The organism is Calothrix anomala FACHB-343 (genome assembly GCF_014696435.1).
GTDB classification, from domain to species: Bacteria; Cyanobacteriota; Cyanobacteriia; order Cyanobacteriales; family Nostocaceae; genus Aulosira; species Aulosira anomala_A.
Genome location: NZ_JACJQG010000045.1, coordinates 41,012 through 66,582, shown reverse-complemented (window position 1 = coordinate 66,582; position 25,571 = coordinate 41,012). Strand labels below are relative to the sequence as shown.

Sequence of the window (25,571 nt, the reverse complement as noted above, 5' to 3'; positions counted from 1 at the left end):
AAAAATGCGATCGCTTCAACTATCTAACAAACTTGTCCCCGTAAAGCTTCCGTATCAATGGGTTTAATCAAGTAAAGTAGCAATAGATTCCAAACAATCGCTGTAATAAACGGTATTTTCCGCATTAATTTGACAAACTTAGGCTGAGAACTGCGCTCAATTTCCATCAATTTGAAGTTGTAATCCGAGCAGCGATGCAACCGGGAGAAAAATTTGGGATGTTCCGTATTTAACATCACCGGAAAAGCGCGTCCAGCCGTTTCATTAGTATTGCGCACTACTTGACGGTCAAATTCCGTCGCATCCAGCCCCAAAGAATGATAAAATCCAGCGCGTTCGTGAACTGTTAAAGTGTGGGTAGCAAACACCGATAACAAGAAAAAGCGACTCAACAGTCTAGATTTCCAGGTTTTCCACAATTGGGGTTGAGAGCGCAATAAAGCTTTAAAAATATCCCCATGACGGTTTTCATCCTGACACCAGCTTTCAAAATAGCGGAATATCGGGTAAAACTGGTTTTCTGGGTGCTGTTGTAAATGACGATAAATAATAATGTAACGCCAATAGCCGATTTTTTCTGAAAGATATACCGTGTATATTACCCACTCAATCGGGAAAAATGTATAAGTGCGTCTCTTGGTAATATCAGCCAAATCCAGCGATAATTTAAAATCGCCCATAGCTTTATTTAAAAATCCTGCATGACGGGCTTCATCACGCGCCATCAAGTTAAATATTTCCGACAACAGGGGACTGCGATTTTTCAGCTTGCGTGACAGTTCCTTAAACAGCAAAAACCCAGAGAACTCGGAAATACAAGAACGTTCCAAATATTCAATAAAAGACTGACGTGCTTCGGCTTCAATATGTTCCCAAGACTGCTCAAACGCCTCATCCCGCACAAAATGGTGGCGGTTGTAATCTGCCCGCATTTCTGCTAGCATCGCCTGCAACTCTGTTTCCTGAGCAGACAAATCTAGGCTAGCTGCAGTTTCAAAATCTGTAGTGTAAAACCGGGGAGTTAGTACCGTTTCTTTGCTTGGTGCTTTAATTCCCGGCTTTGGTTCTTTCGGGGCAGACTGGGATAAGGTATTTACCATGAGTTCTCCGGTAGTTAGCTTAACAATTACATAGCCATTAAGTTATGATTAGTGTAATTTGTAGACCAGCCTATTTTGCAAAAAGATTTACAATCCTTTAATTTTGCAACCCTGCAAATAGGAATTTCCCATGTAACACAACACCCCCAACCTTGATAGAAAGTAGGGTGTGTTGTCGCGCAGCGCAACGCACCACACCGTAACACCACACCGCCAAAACCTCTCGGTGCGTTAGCCTACGGCATAACACACCCTACTGGCGCGTCTAGACTAAAATGTGACAATATAATTTTGTTGTGGGGTGGACATCTTGTCCGCCCAGGACGGGCGAGACGCCCATCCCACAAGAGTTTTATTAATGCACCATTTTAGCCTTGTTGCGCCAGTAGGTTGGGTTGACGTAAGGAAACCCAACACAAGCATCTATGTTGAGTTTCTGAAATTCATGTTGGGTTTCGCAAAGCCTCAACCCAACCTACATCTAATGCACTTCCCAATGCCCAATGCCCAATGCCCCATGCCCAATGCCCAATGCCCAATTTATTAAGTTTTGAAACATACTTATCATAAATAAACTAAATAACCATAGAGTGATTTACGAAAGTGATCACGCTTACTAAGAGTTTAAGAGATATTCAGTATGGGTCGTCATTCAGACAATCGTTCTCAGGAACACAACAATCACACAGCATTGCTCACACCTCCCATCAATGCAGCAAACTTACCACCCGCAGATTCACGCCAACGGGTGAAGCAGTTTATGCAGAATATCCAAGATGAAATTTGCAGTGGCTTAGAACAACTGGATGGCGAAGCCAAATTTCGTGAGGATCATTGGGAACGCAAAGCAGGTGGTGAAGGGCGTACCCGTGTAATTCGGGAAGGGCGAGTGTTTGAACAAGGTGGCGTCAACTTTTCGGAAGTTTGGGGTGATACCTTACCACCATCGATTTTAACTCAACGCCCAGAAGCAGCCGGACATCAATTTTTTGCTACGGGAACCTCAATGGTACTGCATCCTCGCAATCCCTATGTTCCCACAGTACACCTTAACTATCGCTACTTTGAAGCAGGCCCCATTTGGTGGTTTGGTGGCGGCGCAGATTTAACACCTTACTATCCTTTTACAGAGGATGCGATTCATTTTCACCAAACTTTTAAATCTGCTTGCGATGGGCACCATCCAGAATATTACCCAACTTTCAAACGCTGGTGTGATGAATACTTCTACCTGCGCCATCGCCAAGAACAAAGGGGTATAGGTGGTATATTCTTTGACTATCAAGATGCCAGTGGAAACCTTTATGTGGCTTCCCAGACGGATACACCAGCCGCAGTTTACAGTCAACAGGTAGGAAAAGTTACACGGAATTGGGAAGATTTATTTGCTTTTGTGCAGAGTTGTGGTAAGGCGTTTTTACCTGCTTACTTACCAATTGTAAACCGCCGCCAAGATATTGAATATAGCGATCGCCAGCGTCAATTCCAATTATACCGTCGCGGTCGTTACGTAGAATTTAATTTGGTATATGACAGAGGAACAGTATTCGGGTTGCAAACCGATGGTAGAGCGGAATCTATATTGATGTCTTTACCGCCGCTAACACGCTGGGAGTACTGCTACCAGCCAGAACCCGGCACGCCAGAAGCGCAACTAACTGAAGTTTTCCTGCAACCGCAAGATTGGGTGTAGGGCATTGGGCATGGGGCATGGGGCATGGGGCATTGGGCATTGGGCAGACGCGATGAATCGCGTCTCTACAATTGTAATTTCTTTCCCCCTGCTCCCTGCTCCCTGCCCCCTTCCCTTGTTATTGTGAGGATGTATCTGTGAGATTGAAATTACAAAATTTTCCGGTAAAAGATGAGCCTTTGCGTCTGGATTGGCTAACGGTGCTGTTTTTTGGGGCTATTCATGGATTAGCTTTATTGGCTCCTTGGTTTTTTTCTTGGTCGGCTGTAGGGATTATGCTGTTACTGCACTGGCTATTTGGTAGCATTGGCGTTTGCTTGGGCTATCACCGACTTCTTAGCCATCGCAGTTTTAAGGTACCGCGATTTTTAGAATATGCGATCGCTATTCTGGGTGCTTTATCATTACAAGGCGGGCCGATATTTTGGGCAGCTGGACATCGCTTGCACCACGCACATACTGAAGACGAAAATAAAGATCCCTACTCTGCCCGCAAAGGTTTCTGGTGGAGTCACATGCTGTGGATTTTTTATCCCCGTGCAGAGTTCTTTAATTATGATGACTACCAGCGATATGCTCCCGATTTAGTGCGAGATCCCTTTTATCGCTGGCTAAATACAAACTTTCTCTTTCTGCAAATTCCTGTTGCATTATTATTGTATGCTTTAGGCGGTTGGTCGTTTGTGGTGTATGGGGTATTTGTCAGAGCCGTGATTCTTTGGCATACAACTTGGTTGATTAACTCAGTCACCCATATGTGGGGTTACCGCACCTTTGAAATTAACGATAATTCCCGCAATCTCTGGTGGGCGGCTTTACTCACCTATGGTGAAGGCTGGCATAATAATCACCATGCTTATCCCCATGTAGCTAGGTGTGGTTGGCGTTGGTGGGAAATTGATATTACTTGGTGGGCGATTTGGTGTTTAAAAACCGTTGGCTTGGCGAAGGATTTAAATTTGCCACCTGCGAAGGGTTAAGTGCGGGAAATTTAAACGCAAAGGGGCGCAAAGGTAACCGCAGAGGTACGCGGAGGGTAAATGGTGAAATCAGTGCTGGAAATGTTCATTCTTTTTTCTCTGTGTTCTCTGTGCCTCTGCGGTTAAGGACACTCTACTAACTCTTGGCGTTCTTGGCGTCTTGGCGGTTCAAAAAATTATGGATTTGGGAAATTTTTCACTGCGCACCTAAAGCCTCAAATTGCTGCCAGCAGAGATACAATGCACGCGGTACGTGGAAGCAGCCTTTCCATTTACCGCCTTTGAGGTTTAATAGCACTTCCCCACGCCGATTGAGATAGCCAAACCATTCACCATGCTGAGAATCTGCAAAATGCGACCAAGCATAATCATGCACTTTTTGATACCATTCCCAGCAAATGTCACGCCCTGTTAAACGATAACCCATTGCTAAGGCAACTAAAGTCTCTAAATGAACCCACCACAATTTTTGATCCCATTCTAATTGTTGTGGCGGATATCCCTTAGCATCCATAAAGTAATATAATCCGCCATATTCACTATCCCAGGCAAAATTAAGAATATTAATCACCACATCTACAGCTTGGTTGATGGTTTGGGTATCGTTGCGGCGACGGGCTATATCCATAATGAACCACATCGCTTCAATTCCATGTCCGGGGTTAATCACTCTACCTTCAAAACAATCTATATGGGAACCATCAGGAGCTATATTTTCGTACATTAAACCCTGTTTTTTGTCAAGGAAATCGTTCATCACTTCCTGAACTGTCATATCCAAGACTTGCTCTAGGGTTTCGTTGGGAAGTAACCAAGCCATTTCTAGAGTCAGGTTGGCTAAAATCATCGGTACAGCTAGAGATTTCATCGGGCGCGTACCGGGGTAAGTTTTAGTATATTTACCTTTTGGGTTATCTTTACGCCGTAAAACATTATTATAAGCTTGCATGGCTACATCCCTAGCCCAATCTTCACCACAGGCGAGGGCGTATTGACTAAAAGCCATTGCAGCAAAGCAATCAGAAAAGATATTGTAAGGCTGGACTAAAGGCTGTCCTTCACGGGTGAGGGAGAAGTACCAGTTACCATCAGCATCTCTGCCATGCTGAGAAAGAAAATTTGCGCCATTGGTGGCAATTTGTAGCCAATTTTCCCGCTTTTCTAGCTGGTTGTACAGCATCGAGAAAGTCCAGACTTGACGGTTTTGTAACCAGATAAATTTATCTGTGTCATATACATTACCCTCACGGTCGAGACAAGTAAAATAGCCGCCTTGCTCCCAATCTATTGAGTGTTGTTCCCAAAAGGGGAGTACATCGTTGAGCAGTGCGTTTTTGTAGAGTTGAGCGAGTTTGTGGAATTCCTGTCTCATAAATGTACCCCTATTTTGTGTCAAACAGCGTCAATTATCACCTGAGCGTCAGCCAATTGCGAGCTTTTTGCTACGGCATCAGTGCAGAATGGAAAATAAGAGCTATTTAAATTTAGAGTTTGTACATGAGTGCTGATATAACATCTAAGACTACACCTGATTTTGCGATCGCATTATCGCAAGCTGCGGCTACTTATCGCGGTGAAGGTGGTAAACTTCCAAATCCGGCTGTGCTGGTGGATGCATTGCTAGCAGCAGAAACAGCAGCCAAGCAGCAACGGTTAGCTTATAACTTTGAGTCACTGTTAGGTAAATGGCGGCTTTGCTTTGCTACGGGAACTCGTAAGGTAAGACAGCGTGGGGGAATTGTTTTAGGTAAGGGTGTATATATGCCCAAATTTGCCGCCGCGCAGATTTCTTTTAGTGCAACTTCCGAACAAGATTTAGGTAAAGGCGAAATTGGCAATCAGGTAAAAGTAGGCCCGGTATTATTAAAGTTAACGGGGCCAGCTAAATATTTAAATAAAAAAAATCTTTTGGCGTTTGACTTTACGCAGATGCAAATTAACTTAGCTAATTTGACTGTTTACAATGGTAAGATTCGCTCTGGTAAAGTGGAATCAGGGGATTTTTACAGTCAACCGATTGCGAAATTACCGTTTTTTGCTTTCTTTTTAATTACAGAAGATTTTATCGCAGCTCGCGGTCGTGGTGGTGGATTGGCGTTGTGGATTCGGGAGAAGAGTTAATAGTCATACCAATTCAAAATTCAAAATTCAAAATTCAAAATTAAGAATGCTGACAGAACAAGGGTTAAGGGTTGTGTATCTGTCGGATTGTCTTTTTAAATTGGTATCAATTGTCCATTGTCCAGGACTTACGCGAAAATTGCTAAAATTCTTAATTGATTGAACCGCCAAGACGCCTTCGCGTTAGCGTCTCGAAGAGAAGAACGCCAAGAATGCCAAGAGTTAGTAGAGTATGAGTACATCCTATTGGTATTAAAACCCAATGCCCAATGCCCAATGCCCAATGCCCCATGCCCCATGCCCAATGCCCAATGCCCATAGGGGCTATTATGCCCCTACTGAGTTTATTCTGAATACAAGAGATTTTTATACCAAGATAATGTCAGTTGTTGTTGAGAAGCCTGTTGGCTTGTTCTCAAGAATGGCGAACTGAGTACCTTGGAAGGATAACCCACCAGAATAACTGTCATAGTGGAACTGGGAAAGGGAACTAGCACCAAATCCAACTTTGCTGATTTCAATTTTGTCTGATAAGCTGGGTTGCGACCAGTTTTTCTGGAAATCTTTGATGATATCAATGCCTTCAGCTACATAGGTAAAGGCAAATTTATCTGCACCCGCACCGCCATAAAGTGTGTCAGCACCGTAACCACCCACGATATAATCATTACCATTGCCACCGGAAAGCAAGTCGTTACCACCCTTGCCATAGAGTTTGTCATCACCGTCGCCACCATTGAGGGTGTCATGAGCGCTACCACCAATGAGCAAGTCATTACCTGCATCACCATTACCTAATAGGCGAGTGCTGGTATCGCTACCATCTAGGGTGTCATTGCCGTAACCACCGGAGAAGCTTACCCAGTTGACGCCTGTGTAGCTTAAGTTGTTGACATCTAAAGAGTCATTACCGCCTTCACCGGAAACAGAAAATTGCTCGGCAGTATCTACGGTGAGTTTAAATGGTACTAGGTTAACTCTATCGAAGATGGCGAGATTTCCTTGTTGACCGAGAACAAATTTGTCACCTAAAGTAACTGAGCCTTCAACTTCAATTGTATCAATACCATGATTGCCGCTAATGCGATCGCTTCCATCACCATCATCCCAAGCCAGGGTATCATTCCCCGCACCACCAATCATGGTGTCGTTGCCTTTCTCTCCTTCAACAAAGTCATGACCATCGCCACCATTAAGAGTATCATTGGCACTGCTGCCAGTTAGCAAGTCATTACCTGCATCACCTTTGGCAAATATTCGCGTACTGCTATCGCTAGCATTGAGGGTATCATTACCCTCACCGCCTGAGAACTCTACTAAATCTACACCAGTACCAGCCAGATTATTGACATCTAAAATGTCATCGCCACCTAAACCATTAATCTGGAATTTTTCTGCTGAGTCTACGGTTAAGGTAAATGGTACCAAGTTGAGACGGTCAAAAATGGCTTGTCCTTGGGAATTGCGTTGCAAGCGGAAGTTATCGCCAACGCCTGCGCCATTAACTTGAACTGTATCATAGCCTGTTTCGCCACTGATTCTATCGGAACCGTCGCCGTTGTTCCAAATCAGCAAATCGTTGCCAGCGCCGCCAAGGAATCTATCTGCACCGCGATTGCCGATTAAGGTATCATCGTCATGACCACCGGATAGATAATCGTTACCGTCACCGCCTTGCAATAAGTCTTTCCCTGCATCGCCATAAAGGCTGTCGTGAGCAGAACCACCAGTTAGGGTATCGTTACCATCATTGCCATAAGCGCGCAAAGTTGTTTCTGTACCGCTACCATCTAGCCAGTCGTTACCTGCGCCGCCTGTGAACTCGACTAAATTCACACCAGTGCCAGCCAGACTATTGACATCTAAGATGTCATCGCCACCTAAACCGTTAATCTCGAATTTCTCTGCTGAGTCTACGGTTAAGGTAAATGGTACCAAGTTAAGGCGGTCAAATACAGCTTGTCCTTGGGCATTGCGTTGTAAGCGGAAGTTATCGCCAACACCTGCGCCATTAACTTGAACTGTGTCATAGCCTGTTTCACCACTGATTCTATCGGAACCGTCGCCGTTATTCCAAATCAGTAAATCGTTACCAGCACCACCAAGGAATCTATCTGCACCGCGATTACCAACTAAGGTATCGTTACCATCACCACCGAATAAATAATCATTACCATCTCCACCAAGTAACAGATCGTTTCCTTTATCTCCATAAAGGCTGTCATTACCAGCGCCACCATCTAGAATATCATTGCCTGCTAATCCATAGATTTGATCGTCGCCATTAGTACCTGTGAGGATAGGGTAGTATATTCCGTTTTGAGTTGTGCCGTTGTCGTTGTAAATAGTGCCGTTTTTAGTAGCCATGTCAGTTTCTCAATAAAATTTAATACAATTTTTGACTCTATGCTTGTTGAACAAAGGTGAGTTGAATAATGGATAAAAGGAAGATTAAATTAAATTTGTATGTCGATAAACTTGATATAAACTATTTGGAAATATCACGTTTATTGATTAATCTTCCTGGTGTGGTTCGCATCTCCTTTGTGCCGTTGTTATTATTTAGAATCTCTTATAAATTCCAAAAGATAAATGTGGATAATTTAAGGAGTTTCTATGGCTCAATTTGGCTACTAAAAAACTGAGGTAAGGTTAGGTAAGGAAAGGTAAGGATCTAAACAATTCAAAATTCAAAATTCAAAATTCAAAATTAAGAATTCTATTTGCCCCCTGCCCCCTGCCCTCATGCCCAATGCCCAATGCCCCATGCCCCATGCCCATTTACTTACAACAATCTACTAGCGGTTCTGAAGAAATGTTATTTAAGCCGATTGATTGTAAAATTTTAGACCAATTATTTTGTTTAGGGTCTTGGCGGTGAAGTTCTGCGGAAGTAGTTAAGTAATCGTACCAAATACCATTGGTATTATAAATAGCAGCGCGTTGGTTAAGTGTGGCTTTATTTAATTGATTTTTCGCTGTGGCGTTGAGTTCTACTCTTTTAATCCAACCATCAACATAAACAGGTGGTTGTTGGCGATCGCAGTATACATCTAAATACCAATGATAACGCTTGCCAATTTCTAAGGAGAAATCTGTTGATGGCACAGACAGCTTGATAATTCCGGGTTTTCCTGAGAGTGACACTGGTTTTTTATATACAGTTTCTCCAGCTTCATTCTGCAAACTGAACTCTGCGTTAGCTGTGGTGACATAAGGAACGTAAAACCAGAAGGTAGGATGGGAAAGAGTTGTTAATCCAAAGACGACTTGGGGATTTGCAGAACCATAAACCGGAACTAAAGCTGTAAGCTGCTTTTCGTTACTTGTATCCCCCTGTTCTGTCATCACAGAACAACCACGTTTTCCGCCGGCTGTGCGATTACCGGGTGCGCCAAGCCCTGGTGGTGGTGGGGGTGCATTAAATATTTCTGTTGCGGGGATTTGCGAGTTTACGGGTAGGGTGCAGCACAGCGATAATAAAGCGATCGCACAAGCTAGTTTACCTGTTTTGGAAAGAGCGTTGACGGTTGACTGTTGACTGTTGACTGTTGACTGTTGATTCTTAAGAGAGATTTTCATGGCAAGATTTGTGTGATTTTCTCGTGAATCGCTGATTTGTCAAGATTCTTAATTAAGAGAGTCAGATTTAATCTGTGTTTTCTTTTAAATAATCAACATCATGAGATATATTTGTGCAATTATTTCTGTCTTCGTATTCGGCTAGTTTACGCATTACTACTAATACGCTAGTGCCTGTAAATACAAAATTTATAGCAGCAGGAATTAGGGGTATCCAAATTCCTTTTAATAGCAGAATCATGCTGGTTGCTGAGATGACGACAATTACAGCAACTCCGACTAATCCTAAAACTAGGTAATTACGAATACGCAACGCGATAATTGCGCCGAAAATAGACCAGAAAAATATCCATACAATTTCGCCCCAAATCGGCCAAACCCCTAACAAACTGCGCCCATCTAAGACTGCACTGAGAATTTGACTCGCCATTTGTGCATGAATAATTACACCAGGAATTTCTTGCTTTTGCTGTGTGGTGTAAGGTGTGGGGAAATAATCGCCAGCACTTTGAGCAGTAATACCGATAAGGATGATGCGATTTTTGACTTTATCGGGAGCGATCGCACCTTGAAGCGCATCTTTCAGGGTAATTTGCTCTATCGCCTTTAAGGGAGAGCCAGAGGAACGGTAATTGAGTAAGATTTGATAGCCTTGATCGTCTAATTGCTGATAACCACCCATGCGCGATCGCAAACGTTGAAATATCACTTTACCAATCTGCAATTCCTGATTTTTGGTGTACTGTGCAGATATACCCTCAGCTTTTAAGTAACGAAATACTAATTGCATACTAATACTGTAGGGTGTAGTACAAGGGGATGATTTGCTCGGTTGTATTACAATTAACTGGCGGCGGAGGATACTATCTGTGTCTTGGGTAAAATCGCTAAAGCCTTGACGTTGTACGGGAATTTCTGGCGCTGCTGCAATACCTGGTTCGTTAATTTCTGGTTCACTGGCTCGACAAATCGTAAAAAATTTATCGCTGCGTCGCATCCAATCGCCTAGCGGTGCTTGTTGGGAATTAACGGGGAAATCTCGGTAAATATCTAAACCAATGGCGCGTGGTTGCAATTTTTCGAGTTTTTCCACCAATAAAGCCAATGCGCGATCTGATAGAGAGCCTTTTCTATCTTGCTGTTCTGGTAGCTTAAAATCATTTTCTGCGATCGCTATGACTAACAATCGAGAATCTACCGGTTCTTGAGGACGCAAGCGCATAATTCTATCGAAAGCTTTTAATTCCGCACCTTGTAATAATCCTAGATGACGCACGCCTAATACTAAAGCGGTGACAATCGCAGGTAAAATTAACAAAGTTTGCAGTTGGCGCTTGCTGGATAAGGTTTGCAGTGGTTTATCGCCTAATTCTAGACTAAATAAAGCTTTATCCAGCCAATTTTGATGAAAAATAGCAGCATAAATCCGGTTATAAATCCTTAAACAACCTTGCTGCTTGACTACCAATCCTGATAACCTTAATTCCATTTGCTCAAGGCTGTTATTGGCTGCGATTTGTCCTCTGCGTAAAATTTGCTGATAAAGTTTGAGTAACTTGTGAATGCGCTGTTCGTTTCTCAAGCTATGATCGCTGCAACGATAAATTAAGCGATCGCGAATTGTTCTTAAATGCTGCGGTTCATCTTGAGATTCCCAGTTGTCAATGATTTGCGATCGCACAAGTTTCGCAACATAATCTGCTTCATTATCTGGGGGAATCATCCCAGAAGATGCAATCGCTAACTGACACAGCTTTTGCGTCAAAAAAGGTTGACCGCCAGTCCAAGCTAAAATTTCTTGTAAAATCCTCTCAGGACGAGCAAATTTACCCGCTAATCCCTTAACTAATGGTTGCGCTTCCGAAAATTGAAACCCGTTGAGTTCAATTGCGCGTCCAATATTAAACGGTGTGCGCTGTTTATCTTGAATTAAATCGTAGGGAGTAGTTACCCCTAACAAAGCAAAAGTCAGACGTTGGTAAGCGGGATTATCGGCGCGTTTGTTATAACAAGCGCGAATCAAAGCTAAAAAGTCATCTTTAAAGCTGATTTGGAGAATGCTATCGATTTCGTCTACAAAAATCACGATATTTTGCGAAACTTCTACCAATAGTACCGACTCAATAAATTCACTCAAACATTCTACAGGTGAAAGTCCAGTGCGATCGCTCCACCAATTTAATACTTTAAATTTAGGAATAAAACTCCGCGCCAGTCGCCGCAATACTCCCAAATACCACTCAGATTGAGTAATATCCTGACTGCCGATAGCTGTAATATCTATCACACCACAAGCCACATCTTCTGCTTGCAACTTGCGCATAGTTTGCACCCGCAGACTAGACTTACCCATCTGGCGCGAATTAAACACATAACAAAATTCCCCAGCCTTCAGCGCCGCATAAAAATCTCGATCCGCTTGACGCTGCACATAACTGGGAGCATCAATTTGTAAGCTCCCGCCAACTTGATATTTATAAGCTGAATGTTCTGGATTAGTCAATGGTCAATAGTCAATAGTCAATAGTCAATAGTCAATAGTCAATAGTCATTTGTCCCCCTTATCCTTCTCCCCTGCTCCCTGCTCCCTGCTCCCTGCTCCCTGCTCCCTGCTCCCTTCCCCCTTCCCTAACTCCTATCCTTTAATTCTAAAATTTTTGTGGTTGCTGTTAATAATTTTTCTAATTCAACTGGCTTAGATAGGTGCATTTGAAAGCCGGCTGCAATTGCTTGTTTTTGGTTCATTTCCCCGGCAAAAGCTGTCAGTGCGATCGCGGGAATTTTCCCTCCTTGTTCTGGTGGCATAGCGCGAATTAAACGGATTAACATATAGCCATCAATTCCCGGCATACTAATATCGCTTAACAGTAAATCTGGGCGAGATTTGGCAATGATTTCTAAAGCTTCGCCAGCAGAAGTGACAGCCGTGACTGATGCGCCTAAATTTTCCAGCATAATCGTGATAAATTCACCTGTATCGCGATCGTCATCTACTACTAAAATCCGTAAACCTGCCAAATTTTCATGATTATTTAATGTCCGCTCGTTGGCTGATATTTGTGATTGTTTGGGCATTAATGGTAAATTTACAGTAAATGTTGCCCCTGTACCTTCTCCTTGGCTTTCTACTTGCACTGTTCCGCCATGCAATTCTGTGAGATGGCGCACAATTGCTAGTCCTAATCCTAAGCCACCAAATTCTCTGGTAATTGTGCCATCAGCTTGACGGAAATATTCAAATACATGGGGGAGAAAATCTAAGCTAATGCCTTTACCATTATCTTTAACTTGAATTACAGCATGGCTATCTACTTGTTCTAGCCTTACTTCTATTTGTCCTCCTGATGGTGTAAATTTTACGGCGTTAGATAGGAGATTCCAAAATATTTGTTGCAAGCGAGCGATATCACCAGCTACTAAGCCAATATGACTATCTAAACTAGTTTTTATTTGAATATTTTTCGCTTCTAGTGCTAAGTGCATTGTCTCCAAAGCTGTTGTAATTGTCTTCGCTAAATTCACTGGCTGGATATTTAATACCATTTTGCCTTGTTGAATGCGAGAAACATCTAACAAGTCTTCAATTAGTTGAATTTGTAACTTAGCATTGCGCTCGATAATTTCTAAGCCGCGAAATAACTTTTCTCCCTCATATTTATACATTTTAATTAATGATACCCAACCTAAAATCGGGTTGAGGGGAGTACGTAATTCATGGGAAAGTACGGCTAAAAATTCATCTTTGAGGCGGTTGGCTTTTTCCGCTTCCGCCCTTGCAGCTTGCTCTCTAGTCAATAATTGTTCCCGTTCTACTTCTGCTTGCTTGCGTCTAGTAATATTTCTAAAAAAGATACCCAAACCATCTTCTCCAGGGTAAGCATGGGCTTCAAACCATTTACAATCACGTTCGCAAAAAGCCTCAAAATGTACGGGTATTCCTTCAGTTAATGCGTGACGATATTCGCGCTCAAATGGTGTACCATGACTGTCTGGCCATTGTTCCCAAAAGTTATTTCCTAATATTCTATCTGCGTCTACGCCGATAATGTTCACTGCTTGTTGATTAATATAAGTAATTTGCCAATCTTGATTGACTGCGATAAAAGCATCAGTCATGCTTTCAAGAATATTGGCTAGACGTTGCCGCAAAGATTTTTCGCGCTGGAGTAATTCATCTTTTTCTCGGTTAGATTCCTCTAGGCGAATATTAGTAGCAACTAAAGAATCATTCAGATAAATCAGTTTTTCAGAAAGTTTAGCACGGGCTTGATATTCACCAAGTTTGACTCTTTCTACGGCTAATGTTACTTGGGTTTTGGCTCTTTCTGTAATTGCCGTTCCTACCAGTAAACTTACAGCACATTGTACTAATAAACTTAGTTTATGAACGTGTAAAACTTCACCAGGAAGCGTAAACTTGTCTATGGAAATAGTATCAGGGTAGACAATGAGATAACAAAATAAAGTTACTAATACGCAGAATGTAGAGATTAACATTCCACTGGTAACACCAAAGCGACTGGCAGCCCATAAAACGGGAACAAAGCTTAAAAAAGATAATTGTTGGAAGCGAAAATGTGTTTGCTGAGTTTGGGTAACAGTTAAAATAGCGATCGCAATACACAAGAAAATAATCGTGCTAATTTCCAGAATATATCGCCGCGATCGCTGAAAGTTAACAGCATTTAAGCTAGAATCTGCGCCTTCGTCACGATCTATCCAGCCCATAGACTGAAAAAATGGCGTGAATACTAATAAAGCAGTTGGTGTAATTGCCATCACTCCCATAGCATTACCTAACCACCAATTAGGGATACTTTGCGTCAAGCTAGCCCAAGACATTTTTCCCACAGCTACCCAAGTTAAGCTACCAATCGCAGCTAAAGTAGCGGAGGCTGCTATGGGTACGGTTAAGGTAAAAATTGCGGCATCTCTGAGATTATTTAATCGCAGCGAACCTTGTTTGACACGACGATAGAGTAACCAAGCAATCAAAGGCTCTATACCATCAGTAAAACCAATGAGTTGTTCCCAACCTTGCAAGCCCCAAAACGGTGCCATCAAAAACGATGCCAATCCTGTCAGCAGGATACCATCAGTCCCTAACCAAAAAGTGAGCGCGATCGCTACTCCTGATGGCGGAAACCATAAAGAGATTCCTGGCTGAATTTGGTAGATGAGAGCCATTTGATGAGCCAGAACTAAGGCTAATAACCCTAAAACTGTAATTACAAGCCTTCTACGCATAGGCTTAAGCAGCAAATCTCCTAATTTTTAGCTCAAACGTTGTTGCAACCACAAACCTAATAATGGCAAAGCTAGTTTATAACCCTGCTCTGCATTGTAAATTAAACCCTTATGCTGTAATCCAGTCAATGCACCTTGTAGGCTGCCGCCTCTTGATAGTCCATGTTTTTGAATATACTCTTTACTTTGCGGTTTTGCTGTGGGATCTAAAGCTAAACATTCCAGCAAGTGTACCTGATTTGCAGGTAATAGCATCAGTAATGATTCAAAAGTAATCGATAAATCTTTGAGTAATCCGGCAATTGCTTGTTGTACATGTTCTTCTGTAATTAATTCATCAGCAGGACACAAAGTTTGCAAGCGGCGAATCAACGCCATTGCATCGCCTATATGTCCTTGTACTGCATCTAAGAAGAGTTGTAAAGCACAAGAACGAGAATCAAATTTTAAGCCTTGTGTATGTAACATCTCCCTTGCCCACAATCCTAAAACATCTTTAGCTAAGGGAGGTAACTGTATAGTTTCTAGAGGATAGTTAGCCTCATCTGTGTGCTGATTTGTCTCGGCAATAGTCGCAATTAAAACATAACTAACTTCCGTTTGCGCCTTAATTTCTCTGCGGAATGTTGCTTCCCACAAATTATTTCGATCCCAAGAGCGAATGTGGGGAAAACTATGTAAAATTAATACTACTCGTTGCTGTAAATCTACGGCGATAATTTGTGTCAATTGCAACAATAATTCAAATGCTTGCCATACCTGTTTTTGGTTAAGGGAAGGTAATATTTTTAGTTTTCCTTCAGAATTGTAGACAAAAAACTCCCTAGCATTCTCAGCCACCCAACTTTGGATTTTTTCTAGTTGCCAATTTTGGCTAATCGCCTCCGCCAACAATTGCACAAATCGCTGCCCATCGATAGCGCGGATACAATCGATTTCTAAAGCGATCGCACCTACTTCTTGAGCTGCACCTCGCACTAAAGTACGCCTCCCACTCCCCGGTACTCCCGTAATTAGCAAATCACCATCTCGCGCCAGCACTTCGACAACATGCTGAAATTCCACCGAGCGCCCAATTAGTTGTAAAGGAGTAGCCAAGTCCAAAATATACCCGCCTGCTGAATGCAGCCCTATCTGTAACGTCAGCATACTAAGTTGTGGGAGTAGTGGGCAACCGTGGAATAGGTTGATGGTTGACGGTTGACTGTTGACGGTTGTTCCATGCTGAATAACTATGATTATTATTTAAATATTTTAGTGTTCTTAAGTATTTGGCACTAAGGTTTCGTGTTATACAAAATATAACACTTTAAAAAAAGGGAATAAAGAGTTATGGCTCCAGCTGTATCTACCATCGCTCCAGAAGATAAGCAGCTGACTGTTTGGCATGGCTTGGATATTGGGGAAGCGATCGCGCGGTTGCAAAGTGATGCTGAATATGGGTTGAATGATGCAACAGCAGTTATGCTGTTGAATACATTGGGCGCAAATGAATTGGCGGCGAAGCCGGGTAAACCTTGGTGGTTGAAGTTTCTGCTGCAATTTAACCAACCGCTACTAATTATTTTGTTGTGTGCGGGGTTGGTGAAGGCGGTAACAGGTAGTTTTGTCAACGCTGGGGTGATTTGGGGTGTGACGACTACTAACGCCATCATTGGCTTTATTCAAGAGTCAAAAGCCGAAAGTGCGATCGCGGCTTTAGCCAAAGCAATTACTACGGAAGCCACAATTATCCGTGACGGTCAAAAAATTCGCATCCCTTCCCGCGAGTTAGTCCCTGGAGATATTGTATTACTCACTTCTGGCGATAAAGTCCCAGCAGATTTACGGTTAATTAAAGTAAAAAATTTGCAAATTGATGAATCTGCGTTAACTGGGGAATCAATAGCCATAGAAAAACATACCGCAACCTTAAACCCAGACACCGCCCTAGCCGAACGAAAAAACATGGCTTACGCAGGAGGTTTTGTTACCTTTGGACAAGGTACGGGAATTGTCGTAGCTACAGGGAATGAGACGGAAACCGGGCGCATTTCCCAGCTAATGGAGCAGCATACCAACCTTTCAACGCCTTTAACTAGAAAATTTGATAAATTCAGTCAAAATTGGTTGTACATGGTGCTAGGGCTAGCTACCCTGTGCTTTTTCGTCGGCTTAAGTTCCCGCAGTTTTCAAGATGCCTTAGAAGCGGCGGTAGCGTTAACAGTCAGCGCCATTCCCGAAGGTTTACCAGCAGTTGTCACAGTTACCCTCGCCATTGGCGTTTCCCGGATGGCTCGACGCAATGCAATTATCCGCAAATTACCGGCGGTAGAAACCTTGGGTAGTGCAACTGTGATTTGTTCCGATAAAACCGGAACTTTGACAGAAAACCAAATGACAGTACAAGCCATCTATGCAGGAGGACATCAATATACTGTTACAGGTGTAGGTTATGCACCAGACGGGGAAATTCTCAACGATGAGAAACCTGTAGATTTGAATAGCGATAAGGGTTTGCAAGAATGCTTAATCGCTGGCTTACTCTGCAATGATTCCCACCTAGAGACGAAAAATGGTAGATGGGTAGTCATGGGAGATCCCACCGAAGGCGCATTAATTACAGCTGCAAACAAAGCCGGTTTTAGCCAGCCGACTTTAATCAAGCAAATGCCTAAATTAGATGGGATACCCTTTGAATCAGACTATCAATACATGGCGACTTTGCACGCCACACCCAAAGGTAAAACCATCTATATCAAGGGTTCTGTCGAGGCGATTTTACAACGCTGCACCTTGATGTTAAATACAAATGGACAACCTCGTCCCCTTGATTGTGTGGAGACATTAAAACAAACTTCCATCGAACGGGAAGTGAATATTATGGCGCGACAAGGCTTGCGGGTGTTGGCGTTAGCGAAAAAGCCTGTGAGCGATGGGCAAAATACAGTAGATCGTGCAGATATTGAGGATGGCTTGATATTCTTAGGCTTACAGGGAATGATCGATCCGCCGCGCGAGAGTGCAATTAAAGCCGTTCAAGCCTGTCAATCAGCCGGAATTCAAGTCAAGATGATTACCGGAGATCATGCTATCACAGCTGGGGCGATCGCTCGTCGTATGGGCATTAACAAAAACGGTTCAGTTCTCGCCTTCACAGGTGCAGAATTAGCCAAGATGGAACCAGTAGAACTCGCCCAAGTAGCCGAAGAAGGCGTAGTCTTTGCCCGTGTCGCCCCCGAACAAAAGCTGCGTTTAGTCGAAGCCTTACAATCAAAAGGCGAAATCGTCGCCATGACAGGAGATGGTGTCAACGACGCACCCGCCTTAAAACAAGCAGATATCGGGATTGCGATGGGTGGCGCAGGTACAGAAGTCGCCAAAGAAGCTGCAGATATGCTGCTTACCGACGATAACTTTGCTTCTATAGAAGCAGCTGTAGAAGAAGGAAGGGCGGTTTATAAAAACCTGATCAAAGCGATTTGCTTTATTTTGCCTGTCAACGGTGGCGAATCAATGACAATTTTGATTAGCACCTTATTAGCCAGAGATTTACCGATTTTATCCTTACAAGTACTCTGGCTCAATATGCTCAACTCCATCACCATGACAGTACCCTTAGCTTTTGAACCCAAAGGACAAAACGTCATGGAACAAGCACCGCGCCATCCCAACGAACCCTTATTATCGGCAAGTCGGTTAAAGCGGATTTTAGCAATTTCATTGTTTAACTGGATTGTGATATTTGGCGTATTTGAATATATCCGCCAAACCACAGGCGATTTAAATTTAGCGCGAACAATGGCGATTAATTCCTTAATTGCTGGGCGAATATTTTACCTGTTGAGTATTAGCCAATTAATTCCCAATTTAATTGCCAAAATGGACGGCACAATTCAAGAGAATGTGGATATTCCTGCCATTGCTTTTGGGATTATAGGGGCGATTATTTTGCAGATTATCTTTGCCCATGTGCCGTTTATTAATTACGTGTTTGAAACAGCGCCTTTAAGTTGGCAACAGTGGTTATTCTGTTTAGGTGTTGGTTCACCGATGATTCTTTGGGCAGCCGTTGTCAATCGTATCGATCCGCCCAATTAATAGTAGGGTGGGCAATGCCCACCTGATTTTTTAATTGAACCACAGAGACGCAGAGAGCGCAGAGAAAAAGATTAAATTTTCAATTTATTATACCAATTGGAAAAAAGAATGCGACAGATTGTAGGGGCACTGGCACTGCCATGCCCTCTAGAATATTTTGATGTGTCGCAAAGATTATTTGAATTGGTATTAGTTACTATCTGCATTTACAGATTTATCTTCAGCTAATTGCTTTAAAGACTGGGCAAATTCTGCTAAAGAATCGTTTCTCCTAATTGTTTGATTTGTAATTTCTATCACTTTAGCGATTTCTGGAGATTGTTTTTCATCATATTGCAGTTCTTTTAAATTTCGGGGTTTATCTCTGAGGTTAGGATTTTTCTTAATTAATATCTCCTTAGACAGCTCTTCAAGATATTCTTTGGCATTTTTACCATCTGGTGTAGCTTCTGCTATTAAATTAGTTTTACCCAATTGTTTGCGATTAGCAAAATCTATCCATTGTCGGTTAGCTCTATTCTCAATATTTTTGGTAAAGTAGCAGCATATACCAAGGCAATCAACTAAAAGCCAAGCCTCGACTTCTTGCAGGATGAGAATTAATTTAGCTCTACCTCCAGATGACTGAACTACTTCTAAAATTCTGTTAAATAGAGAATTTCTTTCCTTCAACCTTTGCGTTTGAGATTGTATACCATCAGCATCTATGAGAAAAATGACTAAATCGTCTCTTTTCAGATAAATATCAACTGCTTTCTTCAAACCATTGGGTTTACGTGCTGCATCATTGTAGCCTTGCTTGGTTGCATATTCAATTTTTAATTCACATTCATAATATTCGACTATTTTTTTAGCAATACAGCAGACTGCATCTCTATCATAGTCAGACTCTGGAGTCCAAATCCGAACACTAGGCATATTAAGCAGCTAAAATTTCTTCAATTAAGTGACTATGATAAATTGCGCTACCTAGTCCAAAATCAGTCATCCAATCTAAAAGATCATCTCGATTTTCAGCTAGTTTATCTAATAAACAAGCTTTAGTTCCTAAATCTCCTTTTTTATTTAAAAGTATGACTGAAATATCCCCAGATATTTCCTCTGGTGAAAAGCAATCAAGTAGTTGCGAACTATGAGTAGTAAAAACAACTTGAGTTTTTTTAGATAGTCTTTTCATGATCGAAGCAACATCTTTAAGAATTCCTGGATGAAAATTGCGTTCGGGTTCTTCAATACCAATCAAGGTAGGCATATCTGAATCTGATTGATAAAGTAGGATTAAATAAGCAATTAATCTCAAAGTCCCATCTGACATACTAGACAAAGGCATTGTTTGACTATCGCCTTCTTGTACTTTGACAATAGGCTCTTTCGTGCCAACTACAGTTAAACTTATATTTAAACTAGCTTGAAGTTCTTTACTAATTGCATCCAGTTTTTCTTTTTCATATTTAGCCCAATAGTTTAAAACTTCCTGCACCTCACTAGCTTCATTATCCAAGCTTGGTGTAGTTTCTTCTTCTGGTGTTTTCACAAATTTGACTACTTCTAGAAGCACAACATTTTTCCTGATATCATCAGGATCTATATTGTAAAATTTCCAATTTCTGATATAGTTTGCTAATTTTTTAGTAAAGGGTTTATTCCCAAAGTTACCCGATGAACGTAATGCAAGATTTTCGATAATCTCTGGTTCTGATTTATATTTTTGAATATTTTGTCCATCTTCATCATAGACTTCGCCTTCACCATTGATAATATTAATTACTTCATTGCCATTAATTAACAGTCTTTCTTGAGTAATCTGCACATTTTTTTTGTTGGCAGCAATGGATACAGTATACTCAGATTTATGTTCATCATCTTCTACAGCAATATTTGTATAAATATTTTGATTGCCAAATCTTACCAATCTCTGCATAGATTCTACTGGTAACCCATCAGAAACTAACAGATTTTTGATAAAATTAAGTGACTCTAGGCAATTTGATTTACCGCTAGAATTTGAGCCTACTATGATAGTCAAATTTCTCAAGTTTAATTCAACATCTACTAAGCTTTTAAAGTTTTGAATTTTTGCTGTTGTGAGTTTCATTGTCATAAATTAACTCGCTTGGCTGATAGTTTCTCGTTTAAGATATCAATTAACTATAGGTAATAAAGCTATAATTTACATTATAAAGCTTAACTAATTTCTTACAGAACTTAATGAATAGGGTAATACAAAGCCGTTTCCCTAGCATGGCACGTTCGTCGAAGACGTTGCCGAAGGCATCGCGTGAATTTGATATGATTGAGCATCAATTAACACCTCTACTCTTATAGATGCTCAATTATGCGCCTGTCAGCAAGATTTAATCTATCTCGGTTCCTCAAGTTAATCATCAGTTTAGTAGTCTTATCAACACTGTTATTCCTCTGTCAGCGAGTTTGGGCGCAAGATTGGCTACCTGTGCGCGGTGGTATCCCGTTTGGTATAAGTGGAATAGCACTGATTGAACAACAAAGCGATTCCCTAAGTTTTCTCATTGTCCATGATAATAAAAAACCAAATCAAGGTCGTCTAGCAATTATTAATATTAAAGGTAAGCAGCAACCTGAATATTTAGAGTTAAACTGGCCAAGTAACGCAAAATTACCGGAAGATTTAGAAGCTTTAACATCTATTCCTGGGACAAATAATACTGCTTTTATAGGTTTAACTAGTTTAGGAAAAGCTTATTATTTAAAATTAAATTCTGATAAGAAAACTATTTCTTTAGTTAAAGAGTTTAATTTACCGACATATCCAAAAGGTAGTAATTTTGAAGCATTTGCTCTACAAGATATACATGAAAAATTAGTTGCAGTTTGGGCGCATCGCGGCGAAGCAGAACAACCAGCAACTCTTTATTGGGGATTGCTAGATTTGAATAAATATCAAATTGTTCCCGCAGGTTATAACAATTTAGTAGTACCCTTTCCCGCTGAGAATGTGCGCCATATTTCCGATTTAAAAATAGATTCAGCAGGAGTTGTATATATTAGCGCAGCTAGCGATCCTGGTGATAATGGGCCATTTCAATCGGCTGTATATGTTGCAGGTTCTTTGGGATATCGTAATAACAAAATAGTCTTCAAGCAAAGTTTTCATTTTGTACCAATTTACCGGACTAATTATCACAAAATTGAAGCTTTAGAGCTTGTTGCTGGTGCTAAAGGTGGTATTGTTGTTGGTACTGATGATGAGAATTTTGGTTCTGCTGTGTATATTGTGGGCGGAGAATGAAAAATATCCAAATTATTAACTTACCAAGCCGGCAACTCGTAGGGGCGGGGTTACCCCGCCCCTACAATTTGGAAAAATTTATTTTTGGAGTTCCCTTATTCTGAAGGGTACAACGTCCATTATTTGAGTAAATTCTGATTATTTATTCGGTTGAGCAATCCGGGCTTCGATATCTTCTAATGTTTGCAATAATAGACGCTTCGCTTGTAATTGCCAACCCCATTTTTGAACTCTAAAAGCAGCTACAGAACCAGCGATGGCTGCTAATAATCCGATGGGTTGATTTAGAGAAATTCCTAATAATAAACCTAAGCCGGCAATTCCCCAAAAGGGTAAGGCTACTACTTGTCTTTGTTCTTCGACAATTTGGGCTATTTGATTGGGTTGCATTATCGCTAATAATTCTGACTTGATTTGCCGTTGCTCGGCTAAAGATACTGATAAACCAATTTTGCGCCGCAGCTTTTCAATTTTACGAGCGTCAGTACTGTACTCTGTTAGCTCGTCTTCCGCCATTCTTAGGAGTTTTTCTAATTGCGCCATCTTCAATTATATCTTTAATTTCCAATTTGTCTCAATAAGGTGATTATCTCAAATTATTGTTAATCTTTCTTGACTATATCTTGGTATTTTCATTACACAATCCCAAATTTAATCTCTAAAATTGAACATAGGCAAAAGAAACTAGCACGCCAAGGCGCAAATAAAAGTTATCGACAAACTTAGGAGAATTTCTGTGATGCTTGTTGTTCTCCTTGATCCCTGATGATTGGTGCTTGACTCTTATCCCCGGATGCTTAGGAGTACTAGCAATTTTGCACTTATAACCAGAGCATTTACTTGTGAGGTAATTCTGATGGTAACAGTAGCGAAGAATACTTTATCTGTGGATACCAAAGAGCGATCGCTGATTCTTTGGTTTGATGAGGTGGGGATTGCGGATATTCCCTTAGTTGGTGGGAAAAATGCGTCACTAGGTGAGATGATTCGGCAGTTGACACCTAAAGGTGTGAATGTTCCTACAGGGTTTGCAACTACGGCTTATGCTTATCGTTATTTCATCGAGTCTGCAGGGTTAGACGCCGAGCTACGAGAACTGTTTGCAGACTTGGATGTGGAGGATATGAAAAATTTACAAGAACGGGGTAAAAAAGCACGCGCCCTATTAATGCATACGCCATTTCCCCCAGAACTACGTCAGGCGATCGCATCTGCTTACGAAACTCTCTGCGAACCTTACAATGCAGATACAGATGTCGCCGTCCGTTCTAGCGCTACAGCTGAAGATTTACCCGATGCTAGTTTTGCAGGACAACAAGAAACTTACCTGAATGTTGTTAGCGTTTCTGGGGTGTTAGCAGCTTGTCATCGTTGCTTTGCTTCTTTATTTACCGATCGCGCTATTTCTTACCGTCATACCAAAGGCTTTGACCATTTTAGCGTTGCTTTAGCTGTGGGCGTGCAAAAAATGGTGCGTTCTGATTTAGCCTCTGCTGGGGTGATGTTCTCTATTGAAACAGAAACGGGTTTTAAAGATGCAGCCTTAATTACCGCCGCCTATGGTTTAGGTGAAAATGTCGTGCAAGGTAATATTAATCCCGATGAATATTATGTATTTAAACCGACTTTAAAAGCTGGGTTTCGCCCAATTATTGATAAAAAATTGGGTAGTAAAGAACTAAAAATGGTTTATGATGATGGCTCTAAATTTACGAAAAATATTTTAGTTCCTCAAGGAGAAAGAGGCAAATTTGTTTTAAGCGATGACGAGATATTACAGTTAGCAAATTGGGCTTGTGTAATTGAAGATCATTATTCACGAGTCAATGGTTATTACACCCCAATGGACATTGAATGGGCAAAAGATGGGATTACTAATCAACTATTTATAGTCCAAGCTAGACCGGAAACAGTACAGTCGCAGAAGCGGGGAAATGTACTGCGGAATTATCGCCTTGTAAAAACAGATGAAGTTGCAAAATCGCCCCAGCCTCTTGTTACTGGACGCGCTATTGGCGAAGCTATTAGTCAGGGAAAAGTTCGTTTAATTTTAGATGTAAATAAAATTGACCAATTCCAACCAGGGGAAGTATTAGTTACAGATAGAACTGACCCCGATTGGGAACCAATTATGAAACGGGCGAGTGCAATTATTACTAACTCTGGCGGACGCACTTGTCATGCGGCGATTATTGCCAGAGAATTAGGCGTACCGGCAATTGTTGGTTGTAATAAAGCCACAGAAATTTTAACAACTGGTCAAGAGGTAACAGTCTCTTGTGCAGAAGGCGATGAAGGACTAGTTTACCCCGGTTTATTACCTTTTGAAGTCCAAGAAGTTCTGTTAGAAAATCTACCCCGCACCCGCACGCAGATTTTAATGAATGTGGGTAATCCTCAAGAAGCATTTAGTTTATCTGCTATCCCTAATGATGGCGTTGGTTTGGCGAGAACAGAATTTATTATCGCTAATCAAATTCAAATTCATCCAATGGCGTTAGTTCACTATGATGACTTAAAAGATGAATTTGTCAAAGAGAAAATTAACGAAATCACCGCACTTTATGACGATAAACCTCAATATTTTGTCGATAAATTAGCCCAAGGTATCGGCAGAATTGCCGCAGCATTTTATCCCAAACCTGTGATTGTGCGGATGTCTGATTTCAAAAGTAATGAATATGCCAATCTTTTAGGCGGTAAACAATTTGAACCTGATGAAGAAAACCCGATGCTAGGCTGGCGCGGTGCTGGACGTTACTACGATCCAGGTTATCGGGAAGCATTTGCTTTAGAATGTCATGCGATTAAGCGAGTGCGGGAAGAAATGGGTTTAACTAATGTAATTCCCATGATTCCTTTCTGTCGTACTCCCGATGAGGGACGGTTAGTATTAGCAGAAATGGCAAAGAATGGTTTACACCAAGGCGCGAACGGTTTACAAGTTTATGTGATGTGCGAATTGCCTAATAATGTGATTATGGCGGAGGAATTTGCAGAAGTATTTGATGGCTTTTCTATCGGTTCTAATGACCTGACACAGTTAACATTAGGACTAGATAGAGATTCTGCATTGGTGGCGCGATTATTTGATGAACGCAGCCAAGGCGTTAAACGTATGGTAAAAATGGCTATCCAGACGGCGAAAAAATGCGATCGCAAAATTGGTATTTGTGGACAAGCACCCAGCGATTACCCAGAATTCGCCCAATTTTTAGTAGAAGAGGGTATCGACTCCATTAGTTTAAATCCCGATTCCGTTCTCAAAACAATGTTAGAAATCGCCAAAGTTGAGGATAATCAGTTTTAAATAGGCAAGGAGACAAGGAAGACAACTTGTAGAGACGCGATTCATCGCGTCTCCCCCATGCCCCATGCCCATTTTCACCCTAGCCAATCATTGCATTCTTTCTGGAGATATATAGACACAATAAGTAATTTGACGCAAATATGATTATGGAAATTATTTTATTTGCACAATGACAAATAAAAATTAATAT

General features: G+C 41.5%; 17 protein-coding genes. 7 read left to right on the top strand and 10 right to left on the bottom strand.

Features of this window, described 5'->3' with window-relative positions:
* Positions 1–23: 23 nt before the first annotated feature.
* A complete protein-coding gene (acsF, locus tag H6G08_RS23400) occupies positions 24–1,100 on the bottom strand; it encodes a magnesium-protoporphyrin IX monomethyl ester (oxidative) cyclase (protein ID WP_190547257.1) in 1,077 nt (358 codons plus the stop codon).
* Between the two features lie 640 nt (positions 1,101–1,740).
* Between acsF and hemF the strand changes: the two genes are divergently transcribed.
* Together hemF and H6G08_RS23390 are read left to right on the top strand one after the other, a co-directional pair.
* Entirely contained in the window at positions 1,741–2,793 is a 1,053-nt protein-coding gene (gene hemF / locus H6G08_RS23395) for an oxygen-dependent coproporphyrinogen oxidase (protein WP_190547254.1), read from the top strand.
* 137 nt (positions 2,794–2,930) lie between these two features.
* Complete coding sequence (locus H6G08_RS23390; RefSeq protein WP_390625973.1) at positions 2,931–3,773, top strand: acyl-CoA desaturase; 843 nt, start codon at positions 2,931–2,933, stop codon at positions 3,771–3,773.
* A gap of 196 nt (positions 3,774–3,969) precedes the next feature.
* Here the strand turns inward: H6G08_RS23390 and H6G08_RS23385 are convergent, their stop codons facing one another.
* Positions 3,970–5,145 carry a n-acyl-d-glucosamine 2-epimerase gene (locus H6G08_RS23385; RefSeq protein WP_190547252.1) on the bottom strand — a complete coding sequence of 392 codons (1,176 nt, stop codon included), beginning with the start codon at positions 5,143–5,145 and terminating at the stop codon, positions 3,970–3,972.
* Positions 5,146–5,270: 125 nt separating this feature from the next.
* On the opposite strand from H6G08_RS23385, the gene H6G08_RS23380 reads away from it, so the two are divergent.
* On the top strand, positions 5,271–5,894 hold the full coding sequence (locus H6G08_RS23380; RefSeq protein WP_190547250.1) for a hypothetical protein: 624 nt from the start codon (positions 5,271–5,273) through the stop codon (positions 5,892–5,894).
* Positions 5,895–6,053: 159 nt separating this feature from the next.
* A complete protein-coding gene (locus H6G08_RS23375; protein ID WP_190547248.1) occupies positions 6,054–6,215 on the top strand; it encodes a hypothetical protein in 162 nt (53 codons plus the stop codon).
* A gap of 45 nt (positions 6,216–6,260) precedes the next feature.
* On the opposite strand, the gene H6G08_RS38275 is transcribed toward H6G08_RS23375, so the two are convergent.
* The 5 genes from H6G08_RS38275 to H6G08_RS23350 form a co-directional block, all read right to left on the bottom strand.
* Positions 6,261–8,261, bottom strand: a complete 2,001-nt coding sequence (locus H6G08_RS38275) for a calcium-binding protein (RefSeq protein ID WP_190547246.1) — start codon at positions 8,259–8,261, stop codon at positions 6,261–6,263.
* A 414-nt stretch (positions 8,262–8,675) separates the two neighbouring features.
* Positions 8,676–9,476: a DUF928 domain-containing protein gene (locus tag H6G08_RS23365; RefSeq protein WP_190547244.1), complete on the bottom strand. Its 801-nt coding sequence runs from the start codon at positions 9,474–9,476 to the stop codon at positions 8,676–8,678.
* 67 nt (positions 9,477–9,543) lie between these two features.
* Complete coding sequence (locus tag H6G08_RS23360; RefSeq protein WP_190547242.1) at positions 9,544–11,979, bottom strand: CHASE2 domain-containing protein; 2,436 nt, start codon at positions 11,977–11,979, stop codon at positions 9,544–9,546.
* Positions 11,980–12,104: 125 nt separating this feature from the next.
* Positions 12,105–14,723 (bottom strand): MASE1 domain-containing protein, encoded by a 2,619-nt coding sequence (locus H6G08_RS23355; RefSeq protein WP_190547240.1) that lies wholly within the window; start codon positions 14,721–14,723, stop codon positions 12,105–12,107.
* 27 nt (positions 14,724–14,750) lie between these two features.
* On the bottom strand, positions 14,751–15,872 hold the full coding sequence (locus H6G08_RS23350; protein WP_190547238.1) for a DNA polymerase III subunit delta: 1,122 nt from the start codon (positions 15,870–15,872) through the stop codon (positions 14,751–14,753).
* A gap of 183 nt (positions 15,873–16,055) precedes the next feature.
* Here H6G08_RS23350 and H6G08_RS23345 point away from each other — a divergent pair, with 183 nt between their 5' ends.
* Complete coding sequence (locus H6G08_RS23345; protein WP_190547237.1) at positions 16,056–18,803, top strand: HAD-IC family P-type ATPase; 2,748 nt, start codon at positions 16,056–16,058, stop codon at positions 18,801–18,803.
* Positions 18,804–18,992: 189 nt separating this feature from the next.
* Here the strand turns inward: H6G08_RS23345 and H6G08_RS23340 are convergent, their stop codons facing one another.
* Both H6G08_RS23340 and H6G08_RS23335 read right to left on the bottom strand, forming a co-directional pair.
* Positions 18,993–19,721 carry a hypothetical protein gene (locus H6G08_RS23340; RefSeq protein ID WP_190547235.1) on the bottom strand — a complete coding sequence of 243 codons (729 nt, stop codon included), beginning with the start codon at positions 19,719–19,721 and terminating at the stop codon, positions 18,993–18,995.
* 1 nt (position 19,722) lies between these two features.
* Entirely contained in the window at positions 19,723–20,898 is a 1,176-nt protein-coding gene (locus H6G08_RS23335; RefSeq protein ID WP_242046250.1) for an AAA family ATPase, read from the bottom strand.
* Positions 20,899–21,138: 240 nt separating this feature from the next.
* Between H6G08_RS23335 and H6G08_RS23330 the strand changes: the two genes are divergently transcribed.
* Complete coding sequence (locus H6G08_RS23330) at positions 21,139–22,071, top strand: hypothetical protein (RefSeq protein ID WP_190547231.1); 933 nt, start codon at positions 21,139–21,141, stop codon at positions 22,069–22,071.
* A gap of 138 nt (positions 22,072–22,209) precedes the next feature.
* Here H6G08_RS23330 and H6G08_RS23325 read toward each other — a convergent pair whose 3' ends face one another.
* Complete coding sequence (locus H6G08_RS23325; RefSeq protein ID WP_190547228.1) at positions 22,210–22,614, bottom strand: hypothetical protein; 405 nt, start codon at positions 22,612–22,614, stop codon at positions 22,210–22,212.
* A 313-nt stretch (positions 22,615–22,927) separates the two neighbouring features.
* Here H6G08_RS23325 and ppsA point away from each other — a divergent pair, with 313 nt between their 5' ends.
* A complete protein-coding gene (gene ppsA / locus H6G08_RS23320; RefSeq protein ID WP_190547226.1) occupies positions 22,928–25,381 on the top strand; it encodes a phosphoenolpyruvate synthase in 2,454 nt (817 codons plus the stop codon).
* The last annotated feature ends 190 nt before the right edge of the window (positions 25,382–25,571 follow it).

Excerpts from the sequence above, each read along its gene's own strand:
- H6G08_RS23335 (WP_242046250.1), bottom strand. The coding sequence starts at position 20,898 with ATGAAACTCACAACAGCAAAAATTCAAAACTTTAAAAGCTTAGTAGAT.
- H6G08_RS23350 (WP_190547238.1), bottom strand. The coding sequence starts at position 15,872 with ATGCTGACGTTACAGATAGGGCTGCATTCAGCAGGCGGGTATATTTTG.
- H6G08_RS23380 (WP_190547250.1), top strand. The coding sequence starts at position 5,271 with ATGAGTGCTGATATAACATCTAAGACTACACCTGATTTTGCGATCGCA.
- H6G08_RS23365 (WP_190547244.1), bottom strand. The coding sequence starts at position 9,476 with ATGAAAATCTCTCTTAAGAATCAACAGTCAACAGTCAACAGTCAACAG.
- acsF (WP_190547257.1), bottom strand. The coding sequence starts at position 1,100 with ATGGTAAATACCTTATCCCAGTCTGCCCCGAAAGAACCAAAGCCGGGA.
- hemF (WP_190547254.1), top strand. The coding sequence starts at position 1,741 with ATGGGTCGTCATTCAGACAATCGTTCTCAGGAACACAACAATCACACA.
- H6G08_RS23340 (WP_190547235.1), bottom strand. The coding sequence starts at position 19,721 with ATGCCTAGTGTTCGGATTTGGACTCCAGAGTCTGACTATGATAGAGAT.
- H6G08_RS23385 (WP_190547252.1), bottom strand. The coding sequence starts at position 5,145 with ATGAGACAGGAATTCCACAAACTCGCTCAACTCTACAAAAACGCACTG.
- H6G08_RS23345 (WP_190547237.1), top strand. The coding sequence starts at position 16,056 with ATGGCTCCAGCTGTATCTACCATCGCTCCAGAAGATAAGCAGCTGACT.
- ppsA (WP_190547226.1), top strand. The coding sequence starts at position 22,928 with ATGGTAACAGTAGCGAAGAATACTTTATCTGTGGATACCAAAGAGCGA.
- H6G08_RS23355 (WP_190547240.1), bottom strand. The coding sequence starts at position 14,723 with ATGCGTAGAAGGCTTGTAATTACAGTTTTAGGGTTATTAGCCTTAGTT.
- H6G08_RS23325 (WP_190547228.1), bottom strand. The coding sequence starts at position 22,614 with ATGGCGCAATTAGAAAAACTCCTAAGAATGGCGGAAGACGAGCTAACA.
- H6G08_RS23330 (WP_190547231.1), top strand. The coding sequence starts at position 21,139 with ATGCGCCTGTCAGCAAGATTTAATCTATCTCGGTTCCTCAAGTTAATC.
- H6G08_RS38275 (WP_190547246.1), bottom strand. The coding sequence starts at position 8,261 with ATGGCTACTAAAAACGGCACTATTTACAACGACAACGGCACAACTCAA.